The organism is Paractinoplanes bogorensis, from assembly GCF_018829635.1.
Classification (GTDB): Bacteria; Actinomycetota; Actinomycetes; order Mycobacteriales; family Micromonosporaceae; genus Actinoplanes; species Actinoplanes bogorensis.
Map to the genome: position 1 here is coordinate 234,050 of NZ_JAHKKG010000005.1, position 22,546 is coordinate 256,595.

20 protein-coding genes are annotated in these 22,546 nt (G+C 69.9%); 10 read left to right on the forward strand and 10 right to left on the reverse strand.

Translation table 11 applies throughout. The features are described from left to right. Nucleotides 1-104: 104 nt before the first annotated feature. The 3 genes from KOI35_RS16490 to KOI35_RS16500 form a co-directional block, all read right to left on the reverse strand. Nucleotides 105-869 carry a hypothetical protein gene (locus tag KOI35_RS16490; protein ID WP_215788338.1) on the reverse strand — a complete coding sequence of 255 codons (765 nt, stop codon included), beginning with the start codon at nt 867-869 and terminating at the stop codon, nt 105-107. Next, nucleotides 866-1,561: an RNA polymerase sigma factor gene (locus KOI35_RS16495; protein WP_215788339.1), complete on the reverse strand. Its 696-nt coding sequence runs from the start codon at nt 1,559-1,561 to the stop codon at nt 866-868. The genes KOI35_RS16490 and KOI35_RS16495 overlap by 4 nt, the downstream gene beginning before the upstream one ends. A gap of 120 nt (nt 1,562-1,681) precedes the next feature. Continuing rightward, entirely contained in the window at nt 1,682-2,395 is a 714-nt protein-coding gene (locus tag KOI35_RS16500) for a nucleotidyltransferase domain-containing protein (protein ID WP_215788340.1), read from the reverse strand. Between the two features lie 70 nt (nt 2,396-2,465). On the opposite strand from KOI35_RS16500, the gene KOI35_RS16505 reads away from it, so the two are divergent. Further along, nucleotides 2,466-2,840: a TetR/AcrR family transcriptional regulator gene (locus KOI35_RS16505; RefSeq protein ID WP_215788341.1), complete on the forward strand. Its 375-nt coding sequence runs from the start codon at nt 2,466-2,468 to the stop codon at nt 2,838-2,840. A 179-nt stretch (nt 2,841-3,019) separates the two neighbouring features. Continuing rightward, nucleotides 3,020-3,367, forward strand: a complete 348-nt coding sequence (locus tag KOI35_RS16510) for a hypothetical protein (protein ID WP_215788342.1) — start codon at nt 3,020-3,022, stop codon at nt 3,365-3,367. A 58-nt stretch (nt 3,368-3,425) separates the two neighbouring features. On the opposite strand, the gene KOI35_RS16515 is transcribed toward KOI35_RS16510, so the two are convergent. Then, nucleotides 3,426-4,523 carry a glycosyltransferase gene (locus KOI35_RS16515; RefSeq protein WP_215788343.1) on the reverse strand — a complete coding sequence of 366 codons (1,098 nt, stop codon included), beginning with the start codon at nt 4,521-4,523 and terminating at the stop codon, nt 3,426-3,428. Beyond that, nucleotides 4,516-5,478 carry a glycosyltransferase family 2 protein gene (locus KOI35_RS16520; RefSeq protein WP_215788344.1) on the reverse strand — a complete coding sequence of 321 codons (963 nt, stop codon included), beginning with the start codon at nt 5,476-5,478 and terminating at the stop codon, nt 4,516-4,518. The genes KOI35_RS16515 and KOI35_RS16520 overlap by 8 nt, the downstream gene beginning before the upstream one ends. Nucleotides 5,479-5,636: 158 nt before the next feature. Between KOI35_RS16520 and KOI35_RS16525 the strand changes: the two genes are divergently transcribed. Beyond that, the gene (locus tag KOI35_RS16525; RefSeq protein WP_308121030.1) at nt 5,637-6,764 is read left to right on the forward strand and encodes an LCP family protein; all 1,128 of its coding nucleotides are present in this window, start codon (nt 5,637-5,639) and stop codon (nt 6,762-6,764) included. 103 nt (nt 6,765-6,867) lie between these two features. Then, complete coding sequence (locus KOI35_RS16530) at nt 6,868-7,725, forward strand: MEDS domain-containing protein (protein WP_215788346.1); 858 nt, start codon at nt 6,868-6,870, stop codon at nt 7,723-7,725. Here KOI35_RS16530 and ybiA read toward each other — a convergent pair. The 3 genes from ybiA to KOI35_RS16545 all read right to left on the reverse strand — a co-directional run bounded on the left by ybiA (nt 7,645) and on the right by KOI35_RS16545 (nt 10,366). Then, complete coding sequence (ybiA, locus tag KOI35_RS16535; RefSeq protein WP_215788347.1) at nt 7,645-8,265, reverse strand: riboflavin biosynthesis intermediates N-glycosidase; 621 nt, start codon at nt 8,263-8,265, stop codon at nt 7,645-7,647. The two genes, KOI35_RS16530 and ybiA, sit on opposite strands and share 81 nt — an antisense overlap. Nucleotides 8,266-9,061: 796 nt before the next feature. Then, a complete protein-coding gene (locus KOI35_RS16540) occupies nt 9,062-9,943 on the reverse strand; it encodes a DUF6461 domain-containing protein (protein ID WP_215788348.1) in 882 nt (293 codons plus the stop codon). Between the two features lie 21 nt (nt 9,944-9,964). Further along, nucleotides 9,965-10,366 carry a GNAT family N-acetyltransferase gene (locus KOI35_RS16545; protein WP_215788349.1) on the reverse strand — a complete coding sequence of 134 codons (402 nt, stop codon included), beginning with the start codon at nt 10,364-10,366 and terminating at the stop codon, nt 9,965-9,967. Between the two features lie 260 nt (nt 10,367-10,626). On the opposite strand from KOI35_RS16545, the gene KOI35_RS16550 reads away from it, so the two are divergent. The 4 genes from KOI35_RS16550 to mmsB all read left to right on the forward strand — a co-directional run bounded on the left by KOI35_RS16550 (nt 10,627) and on the right by mmsB (nt 15,457). Next, nucleotides 10,627-11,361, forward strand: coding sequence for a VOC family protein (locus KOI35_RS16550; RefSeq protein ID WP_215788350.1), 735 nt, complete (start codon nt 10,627-10,629; stop codon nt 11,359-11,361). Between the two features lie 201 nt (nt 11,362-11,562). Next, on the forward strand, nt 11,563-12,693 hold the full coding sequence (gene chvE / locus KOI35_RS16555; RefSeq protein WP_215788351.1) for a multiple monosaccharide ABC transporter substrate-binding protein: 1,131 nt from the start codon (nt 11,563-11,565) through the stop codon (nt 12,691-12,693). Further along, nucleotides 12,693-14,225 carry a multiple monosaccharide ABC transporter ATP-binding protein gene (gene mmsA, locus KOI35_RS16560; protein WP_215788352.1) on the forward strand — a complete coding sequence of 511 codons (1,533 nt, stop codon included), beginning with the start codon at nt 12,693-12,695 and terminating at the stop codon, nt 14,223-14,225. The genes chvE and mmsA overlap by 1 nt, the downstream gene beginning before the upstream one ends. After that, on the forward strand, nt 14,222-15,457 hold the full coding sequence (gene mmsB / locus KOI35_RS16565; RefSeq protein WP_215788353.1) for a multiple monosaccharide ABC transporter permease: 1,236 nt from the start codon (nt 14,222-14,224) through the stop codon (nt 15,455-15,457). Before mmsA ends, mmsB begins: the two co-directional genes overlap by 4 nt. Before the next feature lie 122 nt (nt 15,458-15,579). Here the strand turns inward: mmsB and KOI35_RS48410 are convergent, their stop codons facing one another. After that, nucleotides 15,580-16,278: a TetR/AcrR family transcriptional regulator gene (locus tag KOI35_RS48410; protein ID WP_215788354.1), complete on the reverse strand. Its 699-nt coding sequence runs from the start codon at nt 16,276-16,278 to the stop codon at nt 15,580-15,582. A gap of 84 nt (nt 16,279-16,362) precedes the next feature. Between KOI35_RS48410 and KOI35_RS16575 the strand changes: the two genes are divergently transcribed. Together KOI35_RS16575 and KOI35_RS16580 are read left to right on the forward strand one after the other, a co-directional pair. Continuing rightward, nucleotides 16,363-17,223, forward strand: a complete 861-nt coding sequence (locus KOI35_RS16575) for an NAD(P)H-binding protein (protein ID WP_215788355.1) — start codon at nt 16,363-16,365, stop codon at nt 17,221-17,223. A gap of 21 nt (nt 17,224-17,244) precedes the next feature. Then, nucleotides 17,245-19,221 (forward strand): alpha-amylase family glycosyl hydrolase, encoded by a 1,977-nt coding sequence (locus KOI35_RS16580; protein WP_215788356.1) that lies wholly within the window; start codon nt 17,245-17,247, stop codon nt 19,219-19,221. A gap of 478 nt (nt 19,222-19,699) precedes the next feature. On the opposite strand, the gene KOI35_RS16585 is transcribed toward KOI35_RS16580, so the two are convergent. Continuing rightward, entirely contained in the window at nt 19,700-22,510 is a 2,811-nt protein-coding gene (locus tag KOI35_RS16585) for a tetratricopeptide repeat protein (RefSeq protein WP_215788357.1), read from the reverse strand. Nucleotides 22,511-22,546 lie beyond the last annotated feature (36 nt).

Genomic DNA, 22,546 nt, shown 5'->3' on the forward strand with positions numbered 1-22,546 from the left:
CTTCGGCCGTCGCTGGTCAGGATGCCGGTTGTGTGTCCTTGATGGCCTGGCCGTCGCTGGTCAGGATGCCGGTTGTGTGTCCTTGATGGCCTGGCCGTCGCTCGTCAGGACGCCGGCTGTGCGTTCTTGATGACCCGGCCGTCGTTCATCAGCACGTCATAGGTGCGCGGCACGTCCCGCCACTCGCCCTCCTCGTCCTTGGCGATGGCCTGGCCCGGCCACCAGGCGACCCACCGGCCGTCGCGCACGGTCGCCTCGACGGTCAAGCCGCCGGTGTGGATGGTCAGCCCGGTGACGCCGACGCCGGCCGCCCCATTGGTGATCGACGCTGCGGGGAAGGAGGCCAGCGCCCCTTCGGTGAACCGTCCGGCGGGCGTGGTCTCCGCCGGCCCCGAACCGCCCGCGCTGCCCGACTTCACCTCGTCGACATCGTTGGTGCCGGGCACGTTGTGAGCGAGGCAGAACCCGGCCATGTCCGGGTTTTCGGTCCGGTACAGCAGGGCGACGTATTCGCCCCGGCGCTCCGCCAGCACCAGCCGCGCGTGATCGAGGTCGAGGTAGGCCGAGCCGCTCAACTGCTTCCGGCAGGCGGGCCCGACCAGTCCGCTCTCGTCGGCGGACAGCGGCACCGGGACCGGCGTCCAAGTCGCGTAGGCGCGGCTGCTCCGGCCCCACGGCGCCAGAACCAACAGCACGGCGGCCGCCGCAGCCAATGCCGGAACAAGCATCCACGTGCGGAGCTGCTTCTTCTTGCTCGTCTCGCTCCGCTCGCTCTCCTCGAGCGGTGTGGCGACGATCCGGTCGAGCGTGTCGGCGGCCCGCGCGTACTGCTCAAAGGTGGGCGGGGTGGCGGCGTCGAGGGCCTTCACGGCTGGGCCTCCATCATCGCGTCGTCCACCGGTCGCGGGCTGGTCGCCGTCCCCTGGTGGCGGAGGGGATGCGCGGGTGCGCGCTGATCGTTCGCCGGCTGCGCATTGGCCGGTCGTGTGTCGTCTGGTTGCGTGTTTGCCGGCCCCGGGTTGGCTGATTGCGCGTTCTTCGGCTGTTCGTCGGCTGGGCGCGGGTCGAGGTGGCGGCGCAGGGATCGTCGGGCGCGCATCAGCCGGATCCGATAGCCGGCCCCGCTGATACCCAGCACGCGAGCGGCCTGGGCCGAGGTCAGCTCCTCGAAAACGTTCAGGGACAACGTCTCCTGCTCGGCCGGGGTGAGCCGTTTCCAGGCCGCGGCGAGATCGAGCAGCGCGACAGTGTCGTCATCGTGCTCACCGCCGGGGACCGGGCTCAGGGTGGCGATGCGGACGGCCAGAGCGTCCCGCCGCCCGCTGCCACGCTGGGCGTTGAGCAGACAGTTCCGGGCGATCCCGAAAATCCACGCCCGTACCTCGTCCGGCCTCCGCGGCGCTTGATCGAACCGGCGCCACACGACGAGAAAGGCCTCGGCGGCGACGTCCTCGGCGTGACTGGGGTGGCCGCGCCGCTGAGCAAAAGCCAGAACGTCGGCGTACGCGTCGGCATAGAGCGCCCGGAAGCGCGCCTCCCGGTCCGGTTTCAGAGTCCTCACACCCCTACCTGTCCGGCCGGAAGCCTGTTGTTACGCCGCCGGACCAGCTTCGCCGATCAGCGCCACCGGCGTTCCGCGGACAGCTCCTGTGCCGTCTCCGGCACTATCGCCGCTCCGGTGTCATCGGGCAGCCGCCCGGATGAGCTCGATGTCCGTGCCCCATCCATCCAGCAGGTCGCCATGACCGTTCGCGCGGGCAAGGTGCTCGACGGCGGGAAACAGCTCGACCGGATGATGAGCGATGTTGTCCACTGCGAGCAGTTCGTTCCACACCCCCGGCAGCGGATAGGTGGTCAGTTCCCACCCCAGGTACTTGTTGTACGGCCGCACCCGCCCGTGCAAAGCGAACACCGTCGCCAGCAACCAGCCGACACTTTCCTGTTCATCGAGCAGGGCGGCCCCCGGATGCCCGTCGCGGCGGCTCTTCACGGCGCGGTACAGCTGGTTCACGTACCCGTCCAGATACTCCCGGGCCCATTCGCGCGCCTCGTCGTCCGTCGGGGTGGCCTGCCGCTCGACCAGCCGCCCGATCCCGCCACGATCGAGCAACACGCGGGCGCCGCGGTAGGCGTAGCGCTGCCAGAGCACGCTCGTGTCGGCGAGCTGCTCCGTCGTCAACGCGACCAGATCCAGCGTGCTGCCGCGTTCACGCTCCCAAGGTTCCCCGCTCCGCGGACTCTCGCCACTCGGCGGACGAGGCTCGTCGATGACCACGGTGACGTCGTAGTCGGAATGTTCGGTGGCCAGCCCACGCGCATGCGACCCGGTCAATATCACGCCGCGAACGCTCGGATCGTCCGTAGCGCGCACCATCAGCTGTTCGAGGATGTTCATCGCGTCCAGGATAGGGTTAAGGAACACTCGTTCTTGACTGATCGTTCCTAAACCGGCTAGCGTTGTTCGCATGGGCCGGCCGAGAGCTTTCGACGAAGACGAGGTGGTCCGCGCGGCGGTCACCCTGTTCGCCGGTCGGGCCTACGACAGCGTCTCCGTCGACGATCTGGTCAGCCACCTGGGCGTGCACCGCAACAGCCTCTACAAGGTCTTCGGCAGCAAGCGGGGCCTCTACCTGGCCGCACTCCAGCACTACCTGAGCCAGGAGCTGACGGCTGCCGAGCTGGACCTGCTCCTCCTGGCCATGGCCGAGCGTGCCCCCGTCGACGCCGAGGTGGCCACGCTGGTCGACGCCGCGCTGCGCGACCTCGACAAAGCTCTGGGCGGTCCAGCCGCCACCGCCACCCTGCTCGGCGAGCGCCTGCGAGCACGAGCCACCCCCTGACGCGCCGCACCACCTGTTGCGCGCCATCACCTGGCAAGCGCCACCCCCTGACACGTCCCACCACCTGTTGTGCGCCACCACCTGACACGTCCCACCCCCTAACACGTCCCACCCCCTGACATGTCCCACCACCTGTTGCGCGCCATCACCTGGCAAGCGCCACCACCTGAGGAGAACCCATGGCAGACGTACGCATCGACGGCGCCGATCTGGTTGTCGAGATGTCCGGACTGGACAGGCTGTGGGCGCTGAAGAGCAGCCTGACGATCCCGTTGACGAACGTCCGCGGCGCCACGATCGATCCCGGCATCGTGAACGAGGAGAAGGGCATCCGTGCACCTGGCACGCACGTCCCCGGTGTCATCACGGCTGGAACGTTCCACCTGGACGGCGAGAAGGTGTTCTGGGACGTCCGCGATCCGTCCAAAGCCGTGGTGATCGAGCTGCGCGACGAGCAGTACGCACGCCTCGTCGTCCAGGTGAACGATCCCCGGGCAACGGTGGAGCTGATCGAGAAGTCAGTCTGACCAGTCGTTCGTCTCGCTGCGCTCCGCGCGTGGCTCGACCAGCGCTGTCAGGCCCGGATCAGGCGATCTCGTCGTATAGGTCTTCCAGGCGCCGGCTCTGCTTGACGACGTCGAACTCGGCCTCGGCTCGCGCCCGTGCCGCCGTACCGAAGGAAGCCTGCAGGGTTTGATCGTCGAGCAGTTTGCGCAGGTTGGAAGCCAGCGCCTCCCGGTCGCCCTCGGCGCCGAGCAGGCCCGTGCCGCCGTCGACGACCGCCTCGGGGATGCCGCTGTGCCTGGTCGACACCACGGGCAGGCCCAGCGCCATCGCCTCGACGATCGTCGTGGGCAGGCCCTCGCTGTCGCCGTCCCTGGCCGTGCGCGACGGTGCGGCCAGGATGCGTGTCTCGCCGAGCACGCGGTACACCTCACCGGCCGGTCGGGCGCCCAGGAAAGTGGCGTCGACGCGCAACGAACGCGCATATTCGCGCATCTCGTCCAGCCGTGGGCCGTCGCCGATGAACAGAGCCTTCACGCCGTCGATCGTCGAGAGCGCGGCCAGCAGGTCGTCGGCGCCCTTCTTCTCGACGAACCGGCCCACGAAGGCCACGTCCCACAGCTTTTCCGCGGCCGTCTCCAAAGCGGCGGGGATCGGCACGCCGGTGTAGTGGACGCGCACCTTGGCCGGGTCGGCGCCCCACTTGATCGCGTGCTCCCGGATGACCTGGGACACGGCGATCAGGCTGTGCGCCCGCCGGAAGACACTGCGCAGGTTGCGGCGGTAGCGGACACCGAGCGCGCCCGGGCTCGACGGCTGCCGGCTGACGTCGTGACCGTGCAGGGTGACCACCAGCGGGATCCCCAGGCGCCTGGCCTCGCCGCTGACCAGCCAGCCGTCACCGCCGAAATGCGCGTGAACGAGCGCGGGTTGTTCGTTCGCCAGCAAAGCGCGCAACCGGGGTGAGCTCCCGGCCAGCCGCAGGCGGAGGAAGGCCCGCCGGTCGTCCGGGGACGGGTACGTGATCAGGTCGGAGTCCCGGGCCAGCGGCGAGTCGACCTTGGTCGCCCCCAGGTAGACCGGCCGCCACCGGGTCATCGAGTCGGCCTGGTTGCGGATGAACGTCTCGGACCCCGAGATCATCGCGCTGCGCCAGACGGCAACCTTCCGCTCAGGCATTGTCACCCGGGGAAGCCGCTGGAACGGCCGGGGAAGAACGGCGTCCGACCACCAGATCCCGTACGCGATGACGGACGTTGGGCGGCAAGGCCCAGATCTGCGCGAAGGTGACGTAATCGATCGCCCCCGGACGCCCGTGGGTGCGCGCTTCGCTCAGAAGCTCCCGCGCGACCTTCCAACTGCGCGTCGGAGCGGCCATCGAACTGATAACGCTCATCGTCACCGCAGCATAGGCGCGCGGAGTGAACAGTTTCCGGCTGGACCGGACCCACTCCAGCTGCTCTTCCCACGGATTGTGCAGGCTGATCCGGTCGCGGTTCTCGTCCTGGTGCCAGAGCACCAGCGCGTCCGGTGCGTAGAGCAGTTCGACGTCGTCGTGCTGCAGGGCACGCAGCGTCCAGTCGAGTTCCTGCTGCCGCCGCAGCCCGACCGTGAACGGCACCCGCCGCAGCAGTTCGGTCGGCGCCATGATGGTCGACGTCTGGATGAACCCGTCGCCGTAGAACAGGCCACGCCGTACGGTCAGATATTCGCTCAACGGCTCACCGGGCGCGGGCAGCCGGCGCGGCATCACGGTGTCGGCCCGCGGCGTCCGGCTGATCATGCGGGTCGCCACGATCGGCAGCGCCCTGGTGGCGCCGGCGGCGAGGGCGAGCTGCGCCGAGATCTTCTCCGGCATCCACTCGTCGTCGTCGTCGAGCAGCGCCACCCACTGGCCCGAAGCCGCCAGAACACCCTGATTGCGGGCATTGGGCGCTTTTCCCCGCGAAGGTAGGGCGAGGACCCGCAGCCGGTCGTCGTCGATCTCCTTGAGCGCCGCCTCGGTGGCGTCGTCCGGTCCGTCGATGACGACGATGACCTCGAGGTCGCGATGCGTCTGGGCCAAGGCGCTGCGCACCGCGCGGGTGGCCAGGTCCGGCCGGTTGCACGTCGGGATGACGACGCTGACGTCCATGCTTTGGTTACCTGCTTACCGATTTGCCGGATGACTGGCCGGACATTAGGGCGGCCCGGCTGCGGACCGGTGAATCCCAGGCAACGCGGAAGCGAACTCAGCGACCCGACAGTGAACTTTCAGCGACCTCCGAGCCGGCCGGAGCACCGTTGTCCGACGTGAGGAAACCTCGATGGGCCCGCTGGTGCCTGGGCGTCGGCGTCGCCCTGGCCCTGGTCAGCGGCGGCTCGATCATCGCGCTGCGGGCGACCGTGCACGCCGCGGCCGACGCCATCCCGCAGGCCGACCTGCTCGGCTCGGCCGCGCCGACGGCCACCCATGCGTCGGTCTCCGGGGCCAAGAACGTTCTGCTGGTCGGCATCGACCGCCGCGCCACCGCGAAGCCGGGCGACCCGACCCGCTCCGACTCGATCATCCTGCTGCACATCTCGGCCGATCATCAGCACGCCTATCTCATCTCGCTGCCCCGCGACAGCTACGTGTCGATCCCGGCCTACGACAACGGCGCCCAGTCCTACCGAGGTGGCAAAAACAAGATCAACGCCGCTTTTGCGTACGGGAGCAGGGGTCTGACCGGCACAGCAGCGCTCACCCACGGCTTCCAGCTGTTGTCGCTCACGGTCGAGAAACTGACCGGCATCACGCCCGACGCCGGCGCGGTGGTCGACTTCGAGGGCTTCCAGCAGATCGTCACCGAGCTGGGCCAAGTCTGCATGTACGTCGACGAGGACACCACCTCGATCCACGTCGGGCACCGGGCCGACGGCTCGAGCGCCGCCCCGTACGCGCTCAATTCCGACGGCACGGTCAACCACAAGATCAAGGGCGTGACGGCCAACTTCTACGCCCAGGGCAACCATTGCTTCACCCCGGCCGACGCGCTCGACTTCGTCCGCCAGCGTGACCTGCTCGCCAACCACGACGCCGACTACGGCCGGCAGCGCCATCAGCAGCAGTTCCTCAAGGCGGTGCTCGAGCAGACCGTGAGCAAGGGTCTCGACTCGCCGACCAAGCTGCCCGGCCTGCTGACCGCGGTGGGCAAGGCGGTCACGGTCGACGGCGGCGGCGTCTCCCTCGAGGACTGGGTGTTCGCGATGCGCAACCTCGACCCGTCGAAGCTGGTCACCCTGAAGACGAACGCCGGCCAGTTCAACAGTGCGACGGTCCCCGGTGCCGGGAGTGTGCAGATCCTCAGCGCGGACAGCCTCGCCCTGTTCCAGGCGGCGAAGAACGACCGGGTCGGCGCATTCGCGGCCGCCCATCCGAGTTGGGTGGCCGGCACCTGACGACGCCGGCAGCTGACGATGTCACCCCTGCGAGGTAACGCGCGGGAAGCGGTTCGAAGCGTACGGTGGACGGCGCCTTGACAGTCGTAAAGGAGAGAGGGCTGTGGCGCTGCTGGACCGCCTCGAACTCGGTGACCACGTGTGCTGGACGATCGACGACGACACCGTCCGACTGGACGAGATCGTCGGGGTGCTGCACGGCGGTCTCCTCGCGCGGCACAAGGTCGTCTTCTCCGGCGACGACCCGGACATCGTCGTGACCGCCCTCGAACGTCGCGGCGTGCGCGTCCGCGAGGTCCTCGGCTCGGGTCAGCTGACGGCCGCGACACCCGAGAGCAGCTACCTGGCCGGCGGCGGGTTCGACGCCGAGGGCACCCTCGAACTCTGGCACGGCGAGAAGGAACGGGCCCGCGCCGAGGGCTATCTCGGCCTGCGTGTCGTCGGCGACATGAACTGGGCGACCCGCGGCGTGCCCGGCGCCGAGCGGCTGGAATGGTATGAGGGCCGGGTCAACAAGAACTTCGCCGACGGCTACATCATGGGCGTCTGCGCGTACGACCGGAGAGTCTTCGATGCGCTGCAACTGAGGCGCCTCGCGCTCTCGCACCCCGCAGCGGCCGGCCCCCTGCTGCCCTTCGACCCGGAGACCTCACTCCGGATCAGGACGACCGAGCAGCCGTACGGGCTCTGGCTCTCGGGCGAGGCCGACATGTCGAACCGCCACGCCCTCAAGGCCATGGTGGAGGAGGCCTACCGGGAACGCGAGGGCCGCCCGGTGATCACCCTCGACGTGACCGCACTCCGGTTCGCCGACACCGCCGCGGCCCGCGTCCTGCTGCACTCGGCGGCGACCCTCGGCCCGATGCAGGTCGTCGGCTGCTCACCCGTGCTGCTCCGCCTGCTGCAGTTCCACGGCGCCGAGTCGATCCCCGGCCTGACCGTGACCGACGGTTACGAGTGACTCCCGGACGTCCATGAGCGCGAACCCGAGCAGGTTGGTGCCCCGCCAGCGCCGCGGATCGGCCGCCGCCGGATCGTCCCGGCTCAGCCCGATGCCCCAGATGCGGTCGAGCGGGCTGGCCTCGACCAGCACCCGGTCGCCGCTGGTGAGCAGGAAGTCGCGCAGGGCGTCGTGCTGCCCGAACTTGGCCCGGTTGCCGCTGACCACGATCTCGTAGCGGTGCGCGTCCCACACCTCCTGACGGAAACCGGACACCCGCCCGCCCAGCGTCTTGGCCACCTTGGGATGCGGCGCGGACAGGATCCGCCCGGCCATCGCGTCGTCGTCGAACAGCACCGCCTTGCGCCACATCATGTAGTGCTCGGCGCTCGCGAACTCCTCCCCGTCCGCCTCGAACGACGACGGCCACCACTGGCTGAGACATCCGGCGCCGACGCTGCCGTCCCGTTCCGGCTGGTGCCCCCAGAAGAACAGGTACTTCACCCGGTTCTCCGACGCGTACGCGGTCAGGTCGTGGACGCTGCGAGCCATGACAGACATGCCCGCGAGTCTGCCTCACGTCCGGCGGAAAAGTGTCACACCCCCGGTCTAACTTCTCTGCCATGACCGCCACTCTTGCCCCGGCCTCGTCCGCATCCGCTGTGCTCTCGGCTGCTTCGGGCTCCGTGCTTTCGTCGCCTGCTTCGCCGGTCCAGACGGCTAATGCCGCCGGTCGTGGAACGGCGGGCGGCGGCGTTCCGGGTCGTCCGTTGTCCGCGCCGATCGTGCCGGCCGGTCTCCGCGCGCGCCGGGAGCGGCGGCGGCGCTTACGAGAGGCTGCAACGGCCGCGATCCGGAGAGCAGCCCAATGATTTTCCCGTACGCCTCGACGCCTCCGACAACCGCACGAGCCCCGAACCCGAGGCACACCGCGACCTGAGTGAGCCGAAAGGCCGTAGCGCGGCCGCCGGGACGTTCCCGCGTCCCCGACCAGGCCGCGCGGCCCGCCGAGCCGACGCGCCCGTCGTCTCGGCCCGGAGTGTGCGGGCCGCCGTGCCGACGCGCGCGCTGTCTCAGGCTGGTTTGTGTGGGCTGCCGAGCCGACGCGTTCGCTGTGTCGGGCCGGATTGTGCGGCCCGCCGAGCCGACGCGCCCGCTGTCCCGGGCCGGATACTGCGCGCCGCCGAGCCGACGCGCGCGGGTGGCGTCGTCGAGCACGGTGGGCCCGGCCCGTCGGCCGGGCCCCGGCAGCCTCCCGGTGACGTCGACCGTGAACGCCCGGGATGGCCGGGGCGGCAGACGCGGCGTACGGGAAAGCCCTGGATCTGGCCTTGACCCGTCGTCAGGGCGGTGGTGGTCAGGAACGCCGCCAGAGATCGATGGCCGGCAGCTCGGCGAAGATGTCGGGTGGGCCGGCGAAAGCGCGCCTGTCCACGGGCTCCAGCCCGGCGAAGTCGGCGCAGTAGGCGAGTGCGTGACTGCGGTACAGGAAGACCCGCAGCACCTCGTCCGCGTCGTCGCCGGGGTGGACACCGCCGCCGCCGGGGTGCAGGTCCCACGCCGGGTTCTCGCTGTTGCGGAAAATAGTGCCCTGGTTGCCGCTCTTGGGATTCGAGAACATGCCGTAGCCGTGCGTTCCCGCGGTCAGTCGTTCCATCACCGCTGGTGTCGAGGCCGCGTATCCGGACTGCTGTGCGACCACGCAGCCGCCGGGCACGTCGGTGATGCCTACGACCGAGGGCTCCGGGTCGCCCAGCTCCTGCCACGCCTCCTCGGGATCCTCGACGTCGAAGGACTCGGCCCCGAGCCGCCGCAGGGCGTCCGCCGCGGTGATGCCGGCTATGCAGGCGAAGCTCGCAGCAAACGGGTCGAAACCGCGGAACACCGCGATGATCCGGGCCGCCCGTGCCACCGCCTCCTGCTCGCCGGCGCTGAGGGCGGCGGGCGCCCGGTCGCCGGTGAACGGCTCGAACATCTGCGGGACCGGGCCGGCCAGGGCCAGCCGGGCAGCGGACCAGCCACCCACCTGTTCGCGCCAGATGTCCGCGCCCGCCGCGGCCAGCGCCTGCGCCACCTCCCACTGGTGGCAGATCACCGCGTCGAACAACGCCGTCCGGCCCCACCACACGTGGTCGATGTCAGCGGCGTCGGCGATCTGCTGCCGTACGGCCTCGGGCGCCCCACCGAACTGCGCCACCTGATGCAACCCGGGCGGACGCCAACTCTCCCCGTTGTCCATCCGGAGAGTGTGGCAGCCACTTCACGCCAACGGGATCAGGCCCGCACGGGTGGGGCGGAATCCGCATCGGTCCACATAGAAGTGTTCCAGGTGCGGCTCGAAGTCGACGTGCAGCCACTCGCAGCCGGCGGCCCGCGCCTCGGCCGTGGCCGCTCGCACCAGATTGACGCCGATGCCCTCGCCCTGGCGGTCCGGGTCGACCGCGGTGTCGAGCAGGAACGCGTGTGCGCCGCCGTCCCAGGCGACCTGCACGAAGCCGGCCAGCCGTGGGCCCGCGAAGGCGCCGACCCAGGTGAGCGCGTGCCGGGCGAGCCGATCCGCCCACGGTGTCACGAGCCGCGGATCACCGCCGAAGGCCCGCGCGTGCAGCCGGCTGAGCTCGGCGTCGTCAACCGGGAAGCGGGTCACCACCGTGATCGTCACAGTCCCAGCAGACCACGCAACACCCGTCCGCGTGACCCGTGCGGCGGTACGCCGTTCCCGGAGCGTCCGGCCGCGTGGCCCGTGCGGCGGTACGCCGTTCCCGGAGTGTCCGGCGGCGTGACCCCGTGTGGCGCCGCGACGACCGAATGAGAGCGCCACGAGCTGTTCATCGCTCCTTGCTGGGCCACGCCTCGCCGGCGCCGGTCCGGCCCGCGTCCGGTTTCCGGAACGCCCGCCGGCCGCGATCTATGATCGCCGGCATGGGGACCCGGCTGGTGCAGATCACCATGAAGGCCCACGACGACGCCGCGCTGGGCGGGTTCTGGGCCCGGGCTCTCGGCTGGACCATGTCGAGTGAGGGGCCGGGCGTCACCACCCTCGGACCCGCGGGCATCCCTTATCCGGATCCCGCCGCCGTCTTCATCGACCTGATCGCCTCGCCCGAGCCCGGGACCGGCAAGAACCGGGTGCACCTCGACCTCGCGACGAACTCCCCGGAGCACAAGGCCGAACTGGTGGCCCGCCTCCGGGCCGACGGCGCCACACTGATCGACATCGGTCAGGGTGACGTCTCGTGGACCGTGATGGCCGACCCTGAGGGCAACGAGTTCTGCGTGCTGGACTGGCACGACCCGGAGAGCGACACCGGTCCGATCTCGACCGTGGTCGTCGACTGTGCGGATCCGCGGGTCATGGCCGGCTTCTGGGGCCGGGCCACGGACTGGACCGTGCTCAGGGCGGGCGACGACAACGCGGTCCTGCGCTCGTGGCAGGGCGTCGGGCCGTACCTGCAATTCCTCCGTACACCCGACGTGAAGACCGGCTGGAACCGGGTCCATCTCGACATCCGCCCCTACCCGGGTGACGACCCCGCGGCCGAGGCGGCCCGGCTGGAGTCGCTCGGCGCCGTCATGATCCCGCTGGACGGCGACGTCTCGTGGTCGGTCATGGCCGACCACGAGGGCAACGAGTTCTGCCTCCTCGCCCCGGGCTAGGGAGAGCAGGCGGACGAGCACAGCCGCCCCGAGCTGGGCGCGGCGGAATCGATCACCGTCGTGCCCGTCGAGACCTCGCTGTTATCGATAACAACGTTTCGGCCAAATGTCGGCAACGTTGCTCTGAATGGTTGACACCCGTTCGTGTGACCGTTCACACTCGACCGCACCCCAGCTCCGACGGACCCCAAGGAGTTCCGCATGAGACTGTCCAGGATGGGTGCGGTGGCCAGTGCCGCCGTGCTCACCGCCGCCCTGGCCGCATGTGGTTCCAGCGAGAAGACTGTCGACCAGCAAGCCGGCGCCGGCGCGAACAATGAGGGCGCTCTGATCGGTGTCACCATGCCCACACGCTCGAGTGAGCGGTGGATCAGCGACGGTGACAACCTGAAGAAGCAGCTCGAGGCGCTCGGCTACAAGGTCGACCTCCAATACGCCGAGGACAAGATCCCGACGCAGACCCAGCAGCTCGACAACCAGATCACCAAGGGCGCGAAACTGCTGATCATCGCGTCGATCGACGGCACCGCGATCACCACCCAGCTCGAGAACGCGAAGGCCAACAAGATCCCGGTCATCGCGTACGACCGGCTCATCCGCGAGAGCCCCAACGTGGACTACTACGCGACGTTCGACAACTTCAAGGTCGGCGTACAGCAGGCAACCTCGCTGCTCACCGGCCTCAAGGTGCTCAAGGCGGACGGCTCCGCGGGCGACGCCAAGGGCCCGTTCAACATCGAGCTGTTCGCCGGCTCGCCCGACGACAACAACGCCACGTTCTTCTTCAACGGCGCGATGAGCGTCCTCCAGCCGAAGATCGACGACGGCACCCTGGTCGTGAAGAGCAAGCAGACCGACTTCAAGACCGTCGCCATCCTGCGCTGGCAGGCCAAGACCGCCCAGGACCGCATGGAGAACCTGCTCACCTCCACCTACCGGGGCGGGGCCAAGGTCGACGGAGTTCTTTCCCCGTACGACGGACTCTCGATCGGCATCCTGTCGGCGCTCAAGAGCAACGGGTACGGCACGGCCGCCCAGCCCTGGCCGATCGTCACCGGTCAGGACGCCGAGCAGGCCTCGGTCAAGTCGATCCTGCGCGGTGAGCAGTACTCGACGATCTACAAGGACACGCGTGAGCTGGCCAAGACGACCGTGTCGATGGCCGACGCCGTGCTCAAGGGTCAGCAGCCGGAGACCAACAACACCAAGGACTACGACAACGGCGTCAAGGTCGTCCCGTCGATGCTGCTGGAGTCCGTGATCGTCGACAAGTCCAACTACAAGAAGGAACTCGTCGACTCCGGCTACTACACCGAGGCTCAGCTCAAGTAATGAGCGACGACATCCTGCGCATGCGGGGCATCTCCAAGACCTTCCCGGGCGTACGGGCCCTGGACGACGTCAATCTGGAGGTGCTCCGCGGCGAGATCCACGCGATCTGCGGGGAGAACGGCGCCGGCAAGAGCACCCTGATGAAGGTGCTCTCCGGCGTCTACCCGCATGGTCAGTACGAGGGCGAGATCACGTACGAGGGAACGGAATGTCGATTTTCTGGCATCCGCGACAGCGAGCACCGCGGCATCGTGATCATCCACCAGGAACTCGCGCTGGCGCCCAACCTGTCGATCGCCGAGAACATCTTCCTCGGCAACGAGCAGTCCAGACGGGGCCTGATCGACTGGAACCGGACCAACGCCGCCGCGGCCGAACTGATGCGCCGGGTCGGGCTGCGGGAAAACCCGGTCACCCCGGTGCTCGACCTCGGTGTCGGCAAGCAGCAGCTGGTCGAGATCGCCAAGGCCCTGTCCAAACGCGTACGGCTGCTGATCCTCGACGAGCCCACGGCCGCGCTCAACGACGACGACTCGGCCCACCTGCTCGGACTGCTCCGCGGCCTGCGCGACGAAGGCATCACCTGCGTGATCATCTCGCACAAGCTGAACGAGGTGCTCGAGATCGCCGACCGGGTCACCATCCTGCGCGACGGCCGGACGATCACCACCTTGGACGCCGACGGCCTGACCGAGGACCGGATCATCAGCGGCATGGTCGGGCGCGACCTCGACCACCGGTTCCCGCCGCACGAACCGAGCATCGGCGACGAGATCCTGCGGGTCGAGAACTGGACCGTGCACAGCCCGACCCAGCACGGCCGGCTGCTCGTGTCGGACGCGAGCTTCACCCTCAACCGGGGTGAGATCGTCGGGCTGGCCGGGCTGATGGGGGCCGGGCGCACCGAGCTGGCAATGAGCATTTTCGGACGCGCGTACGGCGTCGGGATCAGCGGACGGATCTACAAGGACGGCCGCGAGATCCGCCTGCGCACGGTCGGTGAGGCCATCCGGCACGGCATCGCCTACGCCACCGAGGACCGCAAACGGTACGGGCTCAACCTGATCGAGGACATCAAACGCAACGTCTCGGCGGCGGCACTGCGCAAGCTCGCGAAACGGGGCTGGGTCGACGACAACGAGGAGTACCAGGTTGCCGACTCGTACCGGAAAAGCTTGAACATCAAGGCCCCGAGCGTCGGCTCGATCACCGGCAAACTGTCCGGCGGCAACCAGCAGAAAGTCGTGCTCTCCAAGTGGATCTTCACCGATCCGGACGTGCTGATCCTCGACGAACCGACCCGGGGCATCGACGTCGGTGCCAAGTACGAGATCTACACGATCATCAACCGGCTCGCCGACGAGGGCAAAGCCGTGCTGCTGATCTCCAGCGAGCTGCCCGAGCTGCTCGGGCTGTGCGACCGCATCTACACCCTCTCGGCCGGGCGGATCACCGGTGAGGTGCCGCGCGCCGACGCCACCCAGGAGGGCCTGATGACTCTCATGACCGCCGGACAGGAGGCCCCGCGATGAGTCTCGAGCTCGACGTGGCCAAAACATCAATTCCCGATTCCGGTACGGGTGGTGGCCGCCGGTTCTCCATCAATCTGCGCCAGAGCGGCATCTATATCGCGTTCGCGGCCATCGTGCTGCTGTTCACGATCCTCACCGGCGGCGACATGCTCGCGCCGCAGAACATCAGCAACATCATCGTGCAGAACTCGTACATCCTGATCCTGGCCATCGGCATGATCCTGGTGATCATTTCCGGGCACATCGACCTGTCGGTGGGCTCGATCGTGGCCGCGACCGGCGCGGTGTCGGCCGTCCTGATGGTCAACCACAACGTGCCGTGGCCCCTGGCCGTGCTGATCACGCTGCTCGTGGGGGCGGCGATCGGCGCGTGGCAGGGCTACTGGGTCGCGTACTTCGGCATCCCGGCGTTCATCGTCACGCTGGCCGGCATGCTGCTGTTCCGGGCGGTCACCTACAACATCCTCGGCAACCGGGGGATCGGCCCGTTCCCGGACGAGGTCCGCACCCTGTCCAACGGCTTCACCGACGGTTACCTCGGGAACATCGGGCTCGGCGCCCTCGGCGGGGCCGACCTGGTCTCGCTGCTGATCGGCATCGCCGCGGTGGCCGGCATCGTGGTCGTGCAGTGGCGGTCGCGGGCCGGGAGGGTGCGCTACGGCCAGGTGGTCGAGCCGTTCCCGCTGTTCGTCGCGAAGATCGTGGTGGCCGGGTTCGTGGTCATGTTCGTGATCGTGCAACTCGCCCGCTTCCGCAACCTGCCGTGGGTGCTCGTGCTGCTGGCGGCGCTGGTGCTCGGCTACACGCTGCTGACCAACCGTGCGGTGTTCGGCCGCCAGATCTACGCGGTCGGCGGCAACCTGCAGGCGGCAACACTCTCCGGCGTCAAGGTGAAGTCGGTCGTGTTCTGGATCTTCGTGAACATGGGTGTCCTGTCCGCCTTGGCCGGCATCATCTTCGCGGGCCGGCTCAACCAGGCCAACCCGACCGGCGGCGACCAGTTCGAACTGGACGCGATCGCGGCCGCGTTCATCGGCGGCGCCGCCGTGCAGGGCGGCGTCGGCAAGGTGGTAGGCGCCATCACCGGCGGCCTGATCATGGGCGTCATCAACAACGGCATGAGCCTGATCGGCGCCCCGAGCGAACAGGTCATGCTGGTCAAGGGCGCGGTGCTGCTGGCCGCGGTGGCCTTCGACGTGTGGACCAAGCGCCGGGCCGGCGCCTCCCGCTGACCGCTTGTTGCCGCTGGCCGGGCGCTTCGCGTGTGGCGCCGGCTGGACGCTTCGCGTATGGCGCCGGTCGGGCTTGCTTGTTGCTGGTCGTTCGTCCTGATGGCCCCGCCTCGGCGGGGCCATCAACGTAAGTGGGTCAGGGAGCGGGTCAGCCACTCGGCCATCAGGGTGCGCTCGGCGTCGGTCAGGGCGGGCAGGTCGGGCAGGGCGGCGGCGAACGTGACGGCCAGGGCGGTGGTGTCGCGGGCCGGCACGGCCGGTGCGGTGGTCAGGATCGCGGCGGCCACCATGTCGAACATCGCGTCGGACAGGGCCATGTCGCGGGACTCGGCGGGGGAGGCCAGCAGGGTCAGGACTGTGCCGGCGCCGGCGGCGTGGATCATGGCGACGGCGCGTTCCTCGTCGACGCGGAGCAGGCCGGCGGCGGCCAGCCGGCGCACGCGGGCCCGGAGCACCTCGACGCCGGTGGCGGTCGCGGGGGACTGGCCGGCCCGCTCGGGGCTGTTGAGCATCGCGTAGAGGCCGGGATTGGCCAGGCCGAACTCGATGTGGTTGTGCCAGCCGTGGCGCAGATCGGCGACCGGATCGGCGGCCGCCTCGATCATCGCCTTGGTCGCCACGTAGGCGGCCATGACGTGCTCGGCCACGGCGTCGATCAGGCCGTCCTTGTCGCCGAACAGACGGTAGATCGTGGGCGCCTGCACGCTCGCGGCCTGGGCGACGGCCCGTGTCGTGACGGCCCGGGAACCCTGCTCCTGCAGGATCCGCGTCGCCTCTTCGACGATGCGGGCGCGGGTGTCGTCCCGTACGGGAAAAGTCATGTAGCGATGGTAACAGGCCATTGTTAGCGCCGGAAGAAACAGTGCTAACGTGGTCGGCGTAGCGACGGAAACGAGGGAGTTCTCATGATCGTCATCACCGGTGCCACCGGGCAGCTCGGGTCGCGGATCGTCGAGCATGTGCTCCAGCGCGTGCCGGCCGGGCAGGTCGGCGTCAGCGTGCAAGATCCAGCCAAGGCCGCCCACCTGGCCGAGCGGGGCGTCCGCGTGCGGCGCGGCGACTTCACCGAGCCGGCCACCCTGGCCCACGCATTCGAGGGGGCCGAGCGGGTGCTGGTCGTCTCGGCCGCGATCCGCGGGCCGGGCGGCCTGACCGCCAACCTGGCCGCCATCGACGCCGCGCGCGACGCCGGGGTGCGCCGGATCCTCTACACGAGCCACCAGGCGTCGTCGCCCCGGTCGCTGTTCCCGGCGCAGCTCACCCACGCCGCCTCCGAGGAACACCTGCTCGCGACCGGGGTGCCGTTCACCTCGCTGCGCAACGGGTTCTACACCAGCACGATCGGCTACTACCTGGGCGCGGCCCTCGAGACCGGGCGGTTCGCAGTGCCGGCCGACGGCCCCTTCTCGTGGACGGCGCACGACGACCTGGCCGAGGTGGCCGCGGTCGCGCTGGCCGAAGAGGGCGTCCTCGACGGGATCACCCCGCCGTTGACCGCGCCCGAGACGCTGGATTTCGAGGCCGTCGCCGCCGTCGTGAGCGAGCTGACCGGCCGCACGATCAGCCGGGTCGTCGTCGGCGACGACGAGTGGAAGGCCGCGGCGGTCGAGGCCGGCGTGCCCGAGGCGGCGGCCGAGTTCACGCTCGGCATGTTCCGGGCCGCGCGCCGCGGCGAGTTCGCGGTCACCGACCCGACCCTGGAAAAGGTCATCGGCCGCCCGGCGACCCCGGCCCGCACGGTGATCGCCGGAATGCTCGACCGGTAGCCCCCGATTAGCATGGCGACCATGGGGCGTGAGTGGCTGGCCGACGCGGTGATGTACGAGATCTATCCGCAATCGTTCGCCGACTCGGACGGTGACGGCGTGGGTGACCTGCGCGGCGTCATCGACCGGCTCGACCACATCGCGTCGCTCGGCATCGACGTCATCTGGTTCAACCCGTGCTTCGCGTCGCCGTTCGTCGACGCCGGCTACGACGTGTCCGACTACCTGACGATCGCGCCGCGTTACGGCACCAACGACGACATGGCCGAGCTGGTCCGCAAGGCGGGCGAGCGGGGCATCCGCGTCCTGCTCGACCTGGTGGCCGGGCACACGTCGATCGAGCACCCGTGGTTCCAGCGGGAACTGGCCGCCGACGGCCCCGACCCGGCCGGCGACCGCTACATCTGGTGCTCGGAGCTTCCCGCGTCGGGGTGGGCCCGCGACATGCCCGGCACGCCCGCCTGGGTGCCGTCGCCGGGCCCGCGCCCCGGCTGGTACCTCAAGAACTTCTACGACGAGCAGCCGGCCCTCAACTTCGGCTGGGTGCCGCGCCCGCACGGCGAGCCGTCGTCCGGCGAGCACCCGTGGTCGGGTGGGCAGAAGTCGTCCACGGAGCAGCCATCGGGTGCGCAGCTTGCGTCGGGTGGGCAGGTGTCGTCCGGGGAGCGGCCATCGGGTGGGCAGCTTGCGTCGGGTGGGCAGGTGTCGTCCGGGGAGCGGCCGTCGGGTGGGCAGCTTGCGTCGGGTGGGCAGAACACATCCGGCGAGCAGCCATCGCCGGGCGGGCCGCATCTGCCGGGTGGGCAGCTTCCGTCGGGCGGCCAGGTGTCGTCGGGGGAGCAGATCTCGTCCGGTGGGCAGCTGTTGTCCGCAGGGGAGTCTTCGTCTGGCGGGCAGCGTTCGTCCGGTGGGCAGATTTCTCCGGGCGCGGGGGAAGAGCCGTGGCGCGACGCGATCGACGCTCCGGGGCCGCGGCGTAATCGGCAGGCGTTGCGCGACATCATCGCTCACTGGCTCGATCTCGGGGTGGCCGGTTTCCGCGTCGACATGGCGTTCTCGCTGGTCAAGGACGAAGAGTTGAATCGGGGCTACGCGGAGACGGTCGAGCTCTGGCGTGAGCTCCGGTCGTGGCTGGAGGAGGCGTATCCCGATGCGGTGCTGATTCCGGAAGGGTCCGAGCCGCGCACGGGCGGCTCGTTCGCCTTCGACGCCGACTTCTTCCTCGTGATCATGGATGCGCACGCGAGCCTGTTCGACAACCACTACGCCGGGGTCCTGCCGTTCCAGCCGTCCCGCGAGCCGTTCTTCGACGCCGACGGCCGGGGCAGCACCCAGCCGTTCCTCGACGCGTGGGCCGAGGCCCGCGACGGCCACCCCGACCGGCCGATCATCATGTGCACCGCCGACCACGACTACGACCGCCTGCGATGCGGCCCGCGCACGCCGGAGCAGCTGGCCACCGCCCTGATCTTCCTGTTCACCTGGGGCAACATCCCGTGCCTGTACTACGGCGACGAGATCGGCATGCGCTACCTGCCCGGCCTGCCGAACGTCGAGGGCTCGATCTGCAACCCGACCTACAACCGGGCCGGCTGCCGCACCCCCATGCAGTGGGACGACACCCCGAACGCCGGCTTCTCCACGGCCGACGCGTCCAAGCTCTACCTGCCGATCGACCCCGCCGACGACCGCCCGACGGTCGCCGCCCAGGAGGACGATCCCGGCTCGACCCTGGCCTTCGTCCGCAGGCTGATCGCCCTGCGCAAGGCCACACCGGCTCTGGGCACGCGGGCCTCCACACGGGTGGTGTCCGCCGGCTACCCGTTGGCCTACATTCGGGGCGACTCCCACCTGGTCGTGCTCAACCCGCGCCGCGAGCCGGCAACGCTGACCTTCGAAACCGCCGTCGATCCGATCTGGACCGAGGGCGTGTGCCAGACTGAGGGATCCATGCAGGTCGACGGCTTCGGCTACGGAATTTTCGCGCTGCGCGCCTAGGAACGCCCCACTCGCGTGGCCCGCACAGCCCGCGGTCGAAGTCTGTCGCCGAGTGGTGGTCCAGGTTGGACCGGTGACGTCGGCCCCGGGCGAGTTCCGCCATGACGGCTGGCCGCCGGACGGCGGGCGCTGGAGCTGCGGCGCAGCCTGGCCGCGGCGCGACCCGACGCCTGTCGCCCGCAGCTCGCGGCCACCCTCGCGCTGATCCGCACGGGTGGCGGCTCTGCGGTCGACCAACTCCGGGCGATCCTCGATGCGGCCGATATCACCGGCGATGAACTCTGCTGTCTGCCGTCGTCGACTCGGTCACCGTGGAGACGACCGCGACCGGGCTGCGCTTCGTGCTGACCCGCGTTCCCGAGCCGCAGATTCCCGACGCCCTTGGCGACACCGGCAACCCGCTGGACTTCGAGGATCTCGTCGACGCACTCGCCCTCGGCGCCGGAGTCGATCACGCTGGAGGCCGGCACGACGGTGGTCATTCGCCCCGCAGCTTCTTCCGCTTGATTTCGATCTTGTTGAGGAATTTGACCGCCGCTGTCGGGATGACCGGCAGCAGTCCCTTGGCCACCAGCGTGCGGCCGTAGAGATCGTTCTCACGGCCGATCTCGCCCGGCAACCGGCTCCACACGCCGTCGAGCAGCGACTTCCACTCCGGTGATCCGGAGTACCGGGCGGAGATGGCGAATTCCAGCTGCGTGTTGAGGGTGTCGGGATGCCCCGGTCCGACGACCTCGCACTGGGCCCGCCACACCTCGGCGAGCTGCCCGGCCGCGACGCGATGCTCGTTGAGCTGCAGGTACGTGAGAGCCAAGGCATACCGGCCCCGCAGGTGCAGCGGGTGGCGATCGGACAACAAGGCGGCGATCTCGTTCAGCGCCGGCGTGAGTACCGCGCGGGCCTCGGACTGCTTGCCGAGGCGGGCCAGGACGAGCCCGCGTTGCACAGCGGCGGCCGGCCCGAAGACGCTCTCGTGCCCGGCGACCTCGCGGAACCGCTGTTCAGTGTCGGCCAGCAGCAGTTCGGCCTCGCGCCAGCGGCTGGTGTCGGAACGCAACTCGAACAGGGCCAGCGCGACCGCCGCCTCGGCCCAGACGAGTTCGGCCTCCAGACAGCGGATGTGCGAGGTGGCGTCACGGTCGCGGTAGTAGGCGACCACCGTTTCGGCCATCTCCCGAGCCTGCCGCTCGGAGCTGGTCAGCAGGAGCAGCCGGGCGGTTTCGATCCGGGCCGCGTTGAGCTGGTCGGGGTCGACCGTGGATGCTTGCGGATCCGGACGGGAGAGGGGCTCCAGCAGCTCAAGAGCCGAACGCAGCCGGCCCTGGGCGGCCAGCGACCGGGCGCGGGATACGGCGAACACGATCCGCCGGCCGCTCTCGGGCTGCCACCGGATCGCCTCGAGGACGGCCCAGACGGGCTCGGCGTCGAGGTATCGGCCGAGGCCGTCGAGGGCGGCCGCCAGCGCCCACCGCGCCCGCCCGCTCACGTCGGCCGGGCCGCCGAGCATGATCGCCTGATTCGCCAGCGTGGCGGCGACCGCGAACTCGCCGTTGGAAACGCATGCGAGCGCGGCGTCGGCGTGATCCGCGGCCGAGCCCGGATCGGCGGCCGCGACCGCGCGCCACACCGCCGCCGCCCGGGCCGGGTCGCCGGCCCGATCGTGGTGCCGGGCGACCGGTCGGCGCAGTCCCTCGGCCAGACCGGTCCCGGTGAGCTCGGGGCGGGAGGCCACGGCCTCAGCGTGCCGGACCAGCAGTGACGTCTCCGCGGGGTGGGCGTGCGCGTCGGCCAGCCGGTCGATCAGGATCGTCGCGGCGGCGGCGCCGATCCGAGTGGCCGGCACCGGCGGCGGGCCAAGTGCCGCGGCTGCCTCCACGACCAGCGGATGGACTTGCCACCGGTCGTTGTCGCCGCTCACGAAGCCGTGCCGGCGTAGATCGTCGAGACCGTCCGCGACGGCCAGATCCGGTTCGTTTCTCAGGGAGGCGATGACGTCCCCCAGGAGCCGGGCCGGAGCGGGCGCGGGGGCGAGCATGGCGGCGACGCCGATGACCATCCGTTCGATCGGGGGCAGCGATCGGACCGATTCGCGGATCGCCGCGCCCACCGCGTCACCCGCGCCGAGGGTGTCGAGGCGGGCGTCCAGTTCGGCGTACGACAGCAGGCCCATGGTCTGCCGCAGCCGCCGGGCCACGGCGCGCAGTGCCAGCGGGTGCCCGTCGAGACGCTCGATGATCGAGGTCGCGGCTCGACGGTCAGCGCCGGTGATGGGCCTGGCCTCGTGCAGGAGAGCGAGGCCATCGGTTTCGCCGAGGCCGGTCAGCGGCACGGTCGCCAGACCGGCTCCGAGACCGGCCCTGCGGGTGATGAAGACGTGCCGGGCCAGCGACCCCGGCACGACGAAACGGTCGAGGTCGCCGTGACCGAGATCTACAGGAAGATCGTCAACTACCCAGAGGTGGGGCTGCCCGCCCTTGTCGAGGTGGTCGGCGACGAGCACCGCGACACGGTCGTCGGACTCGCCGGTGCTCGGCACGCCCATGGCGTCGGCCAGCCGGCGTACCTGCACGTGAAACCGCGCGACAGCGGCGTCCACACCGCCGTCGCCCCCGACGCTCGTCCAGTGGACACCGCCGCGGTGTGCTGCCTCGAACGTCCACGCGAACGCCCGCACGAGCGACGTCTTCCCGATGCCGGCCATCCCGCTGACCAGGGCGGCCGGGCCCGACCGGGTCTTGATCTTCAATGGCCGCTCGACGCCGGTGAGCGCGTTGTGCACCCGCCACAGGTCGCCGAACCGCCCGAGGTGCCCGAACGAGCCCGGGATCGTGGGCGGCAGCCACTGGGTCTGCGTGAACCGACGGATCCCCGACATGGTTGCCGTCCCGAGGCGGTCGAGCTTCTCCCGGACGAGGTCGGGCAGCCGCGCGAGGTCGGCCGCCGGGAGCATCATCATGTCCGAGGCCGCGTACGGCACGATGTGTTGGTCGTCCGGCTCCGGGTTGATGATCAGAAGCCGCCGGGTCGCGTCGCCCTCGGCTGCACCGGCCAGGTAGGCCTGAATGAACTCCCACTGGCCGGCCCACCGCCGGCTGTACGCCGCGGAATACACGACGACGACCAGCCTGCTCTTCCGCAGCGCGGTGACGATCTCGTCGGAGATGCTGTCGCCGGGCTGGTTGGCCGTGTCCCGATAGACGCGCAGGCCGGCCTCGGTCAGGCGTTGGAAACTGACGTCGGCCACCGCCGGATGGCCCTTGCGGGTGAAGCTGAGGAACACGTCGTACACCGCGTCCACGGTAGTCCTTGCGCAGAGTTGTGCGCG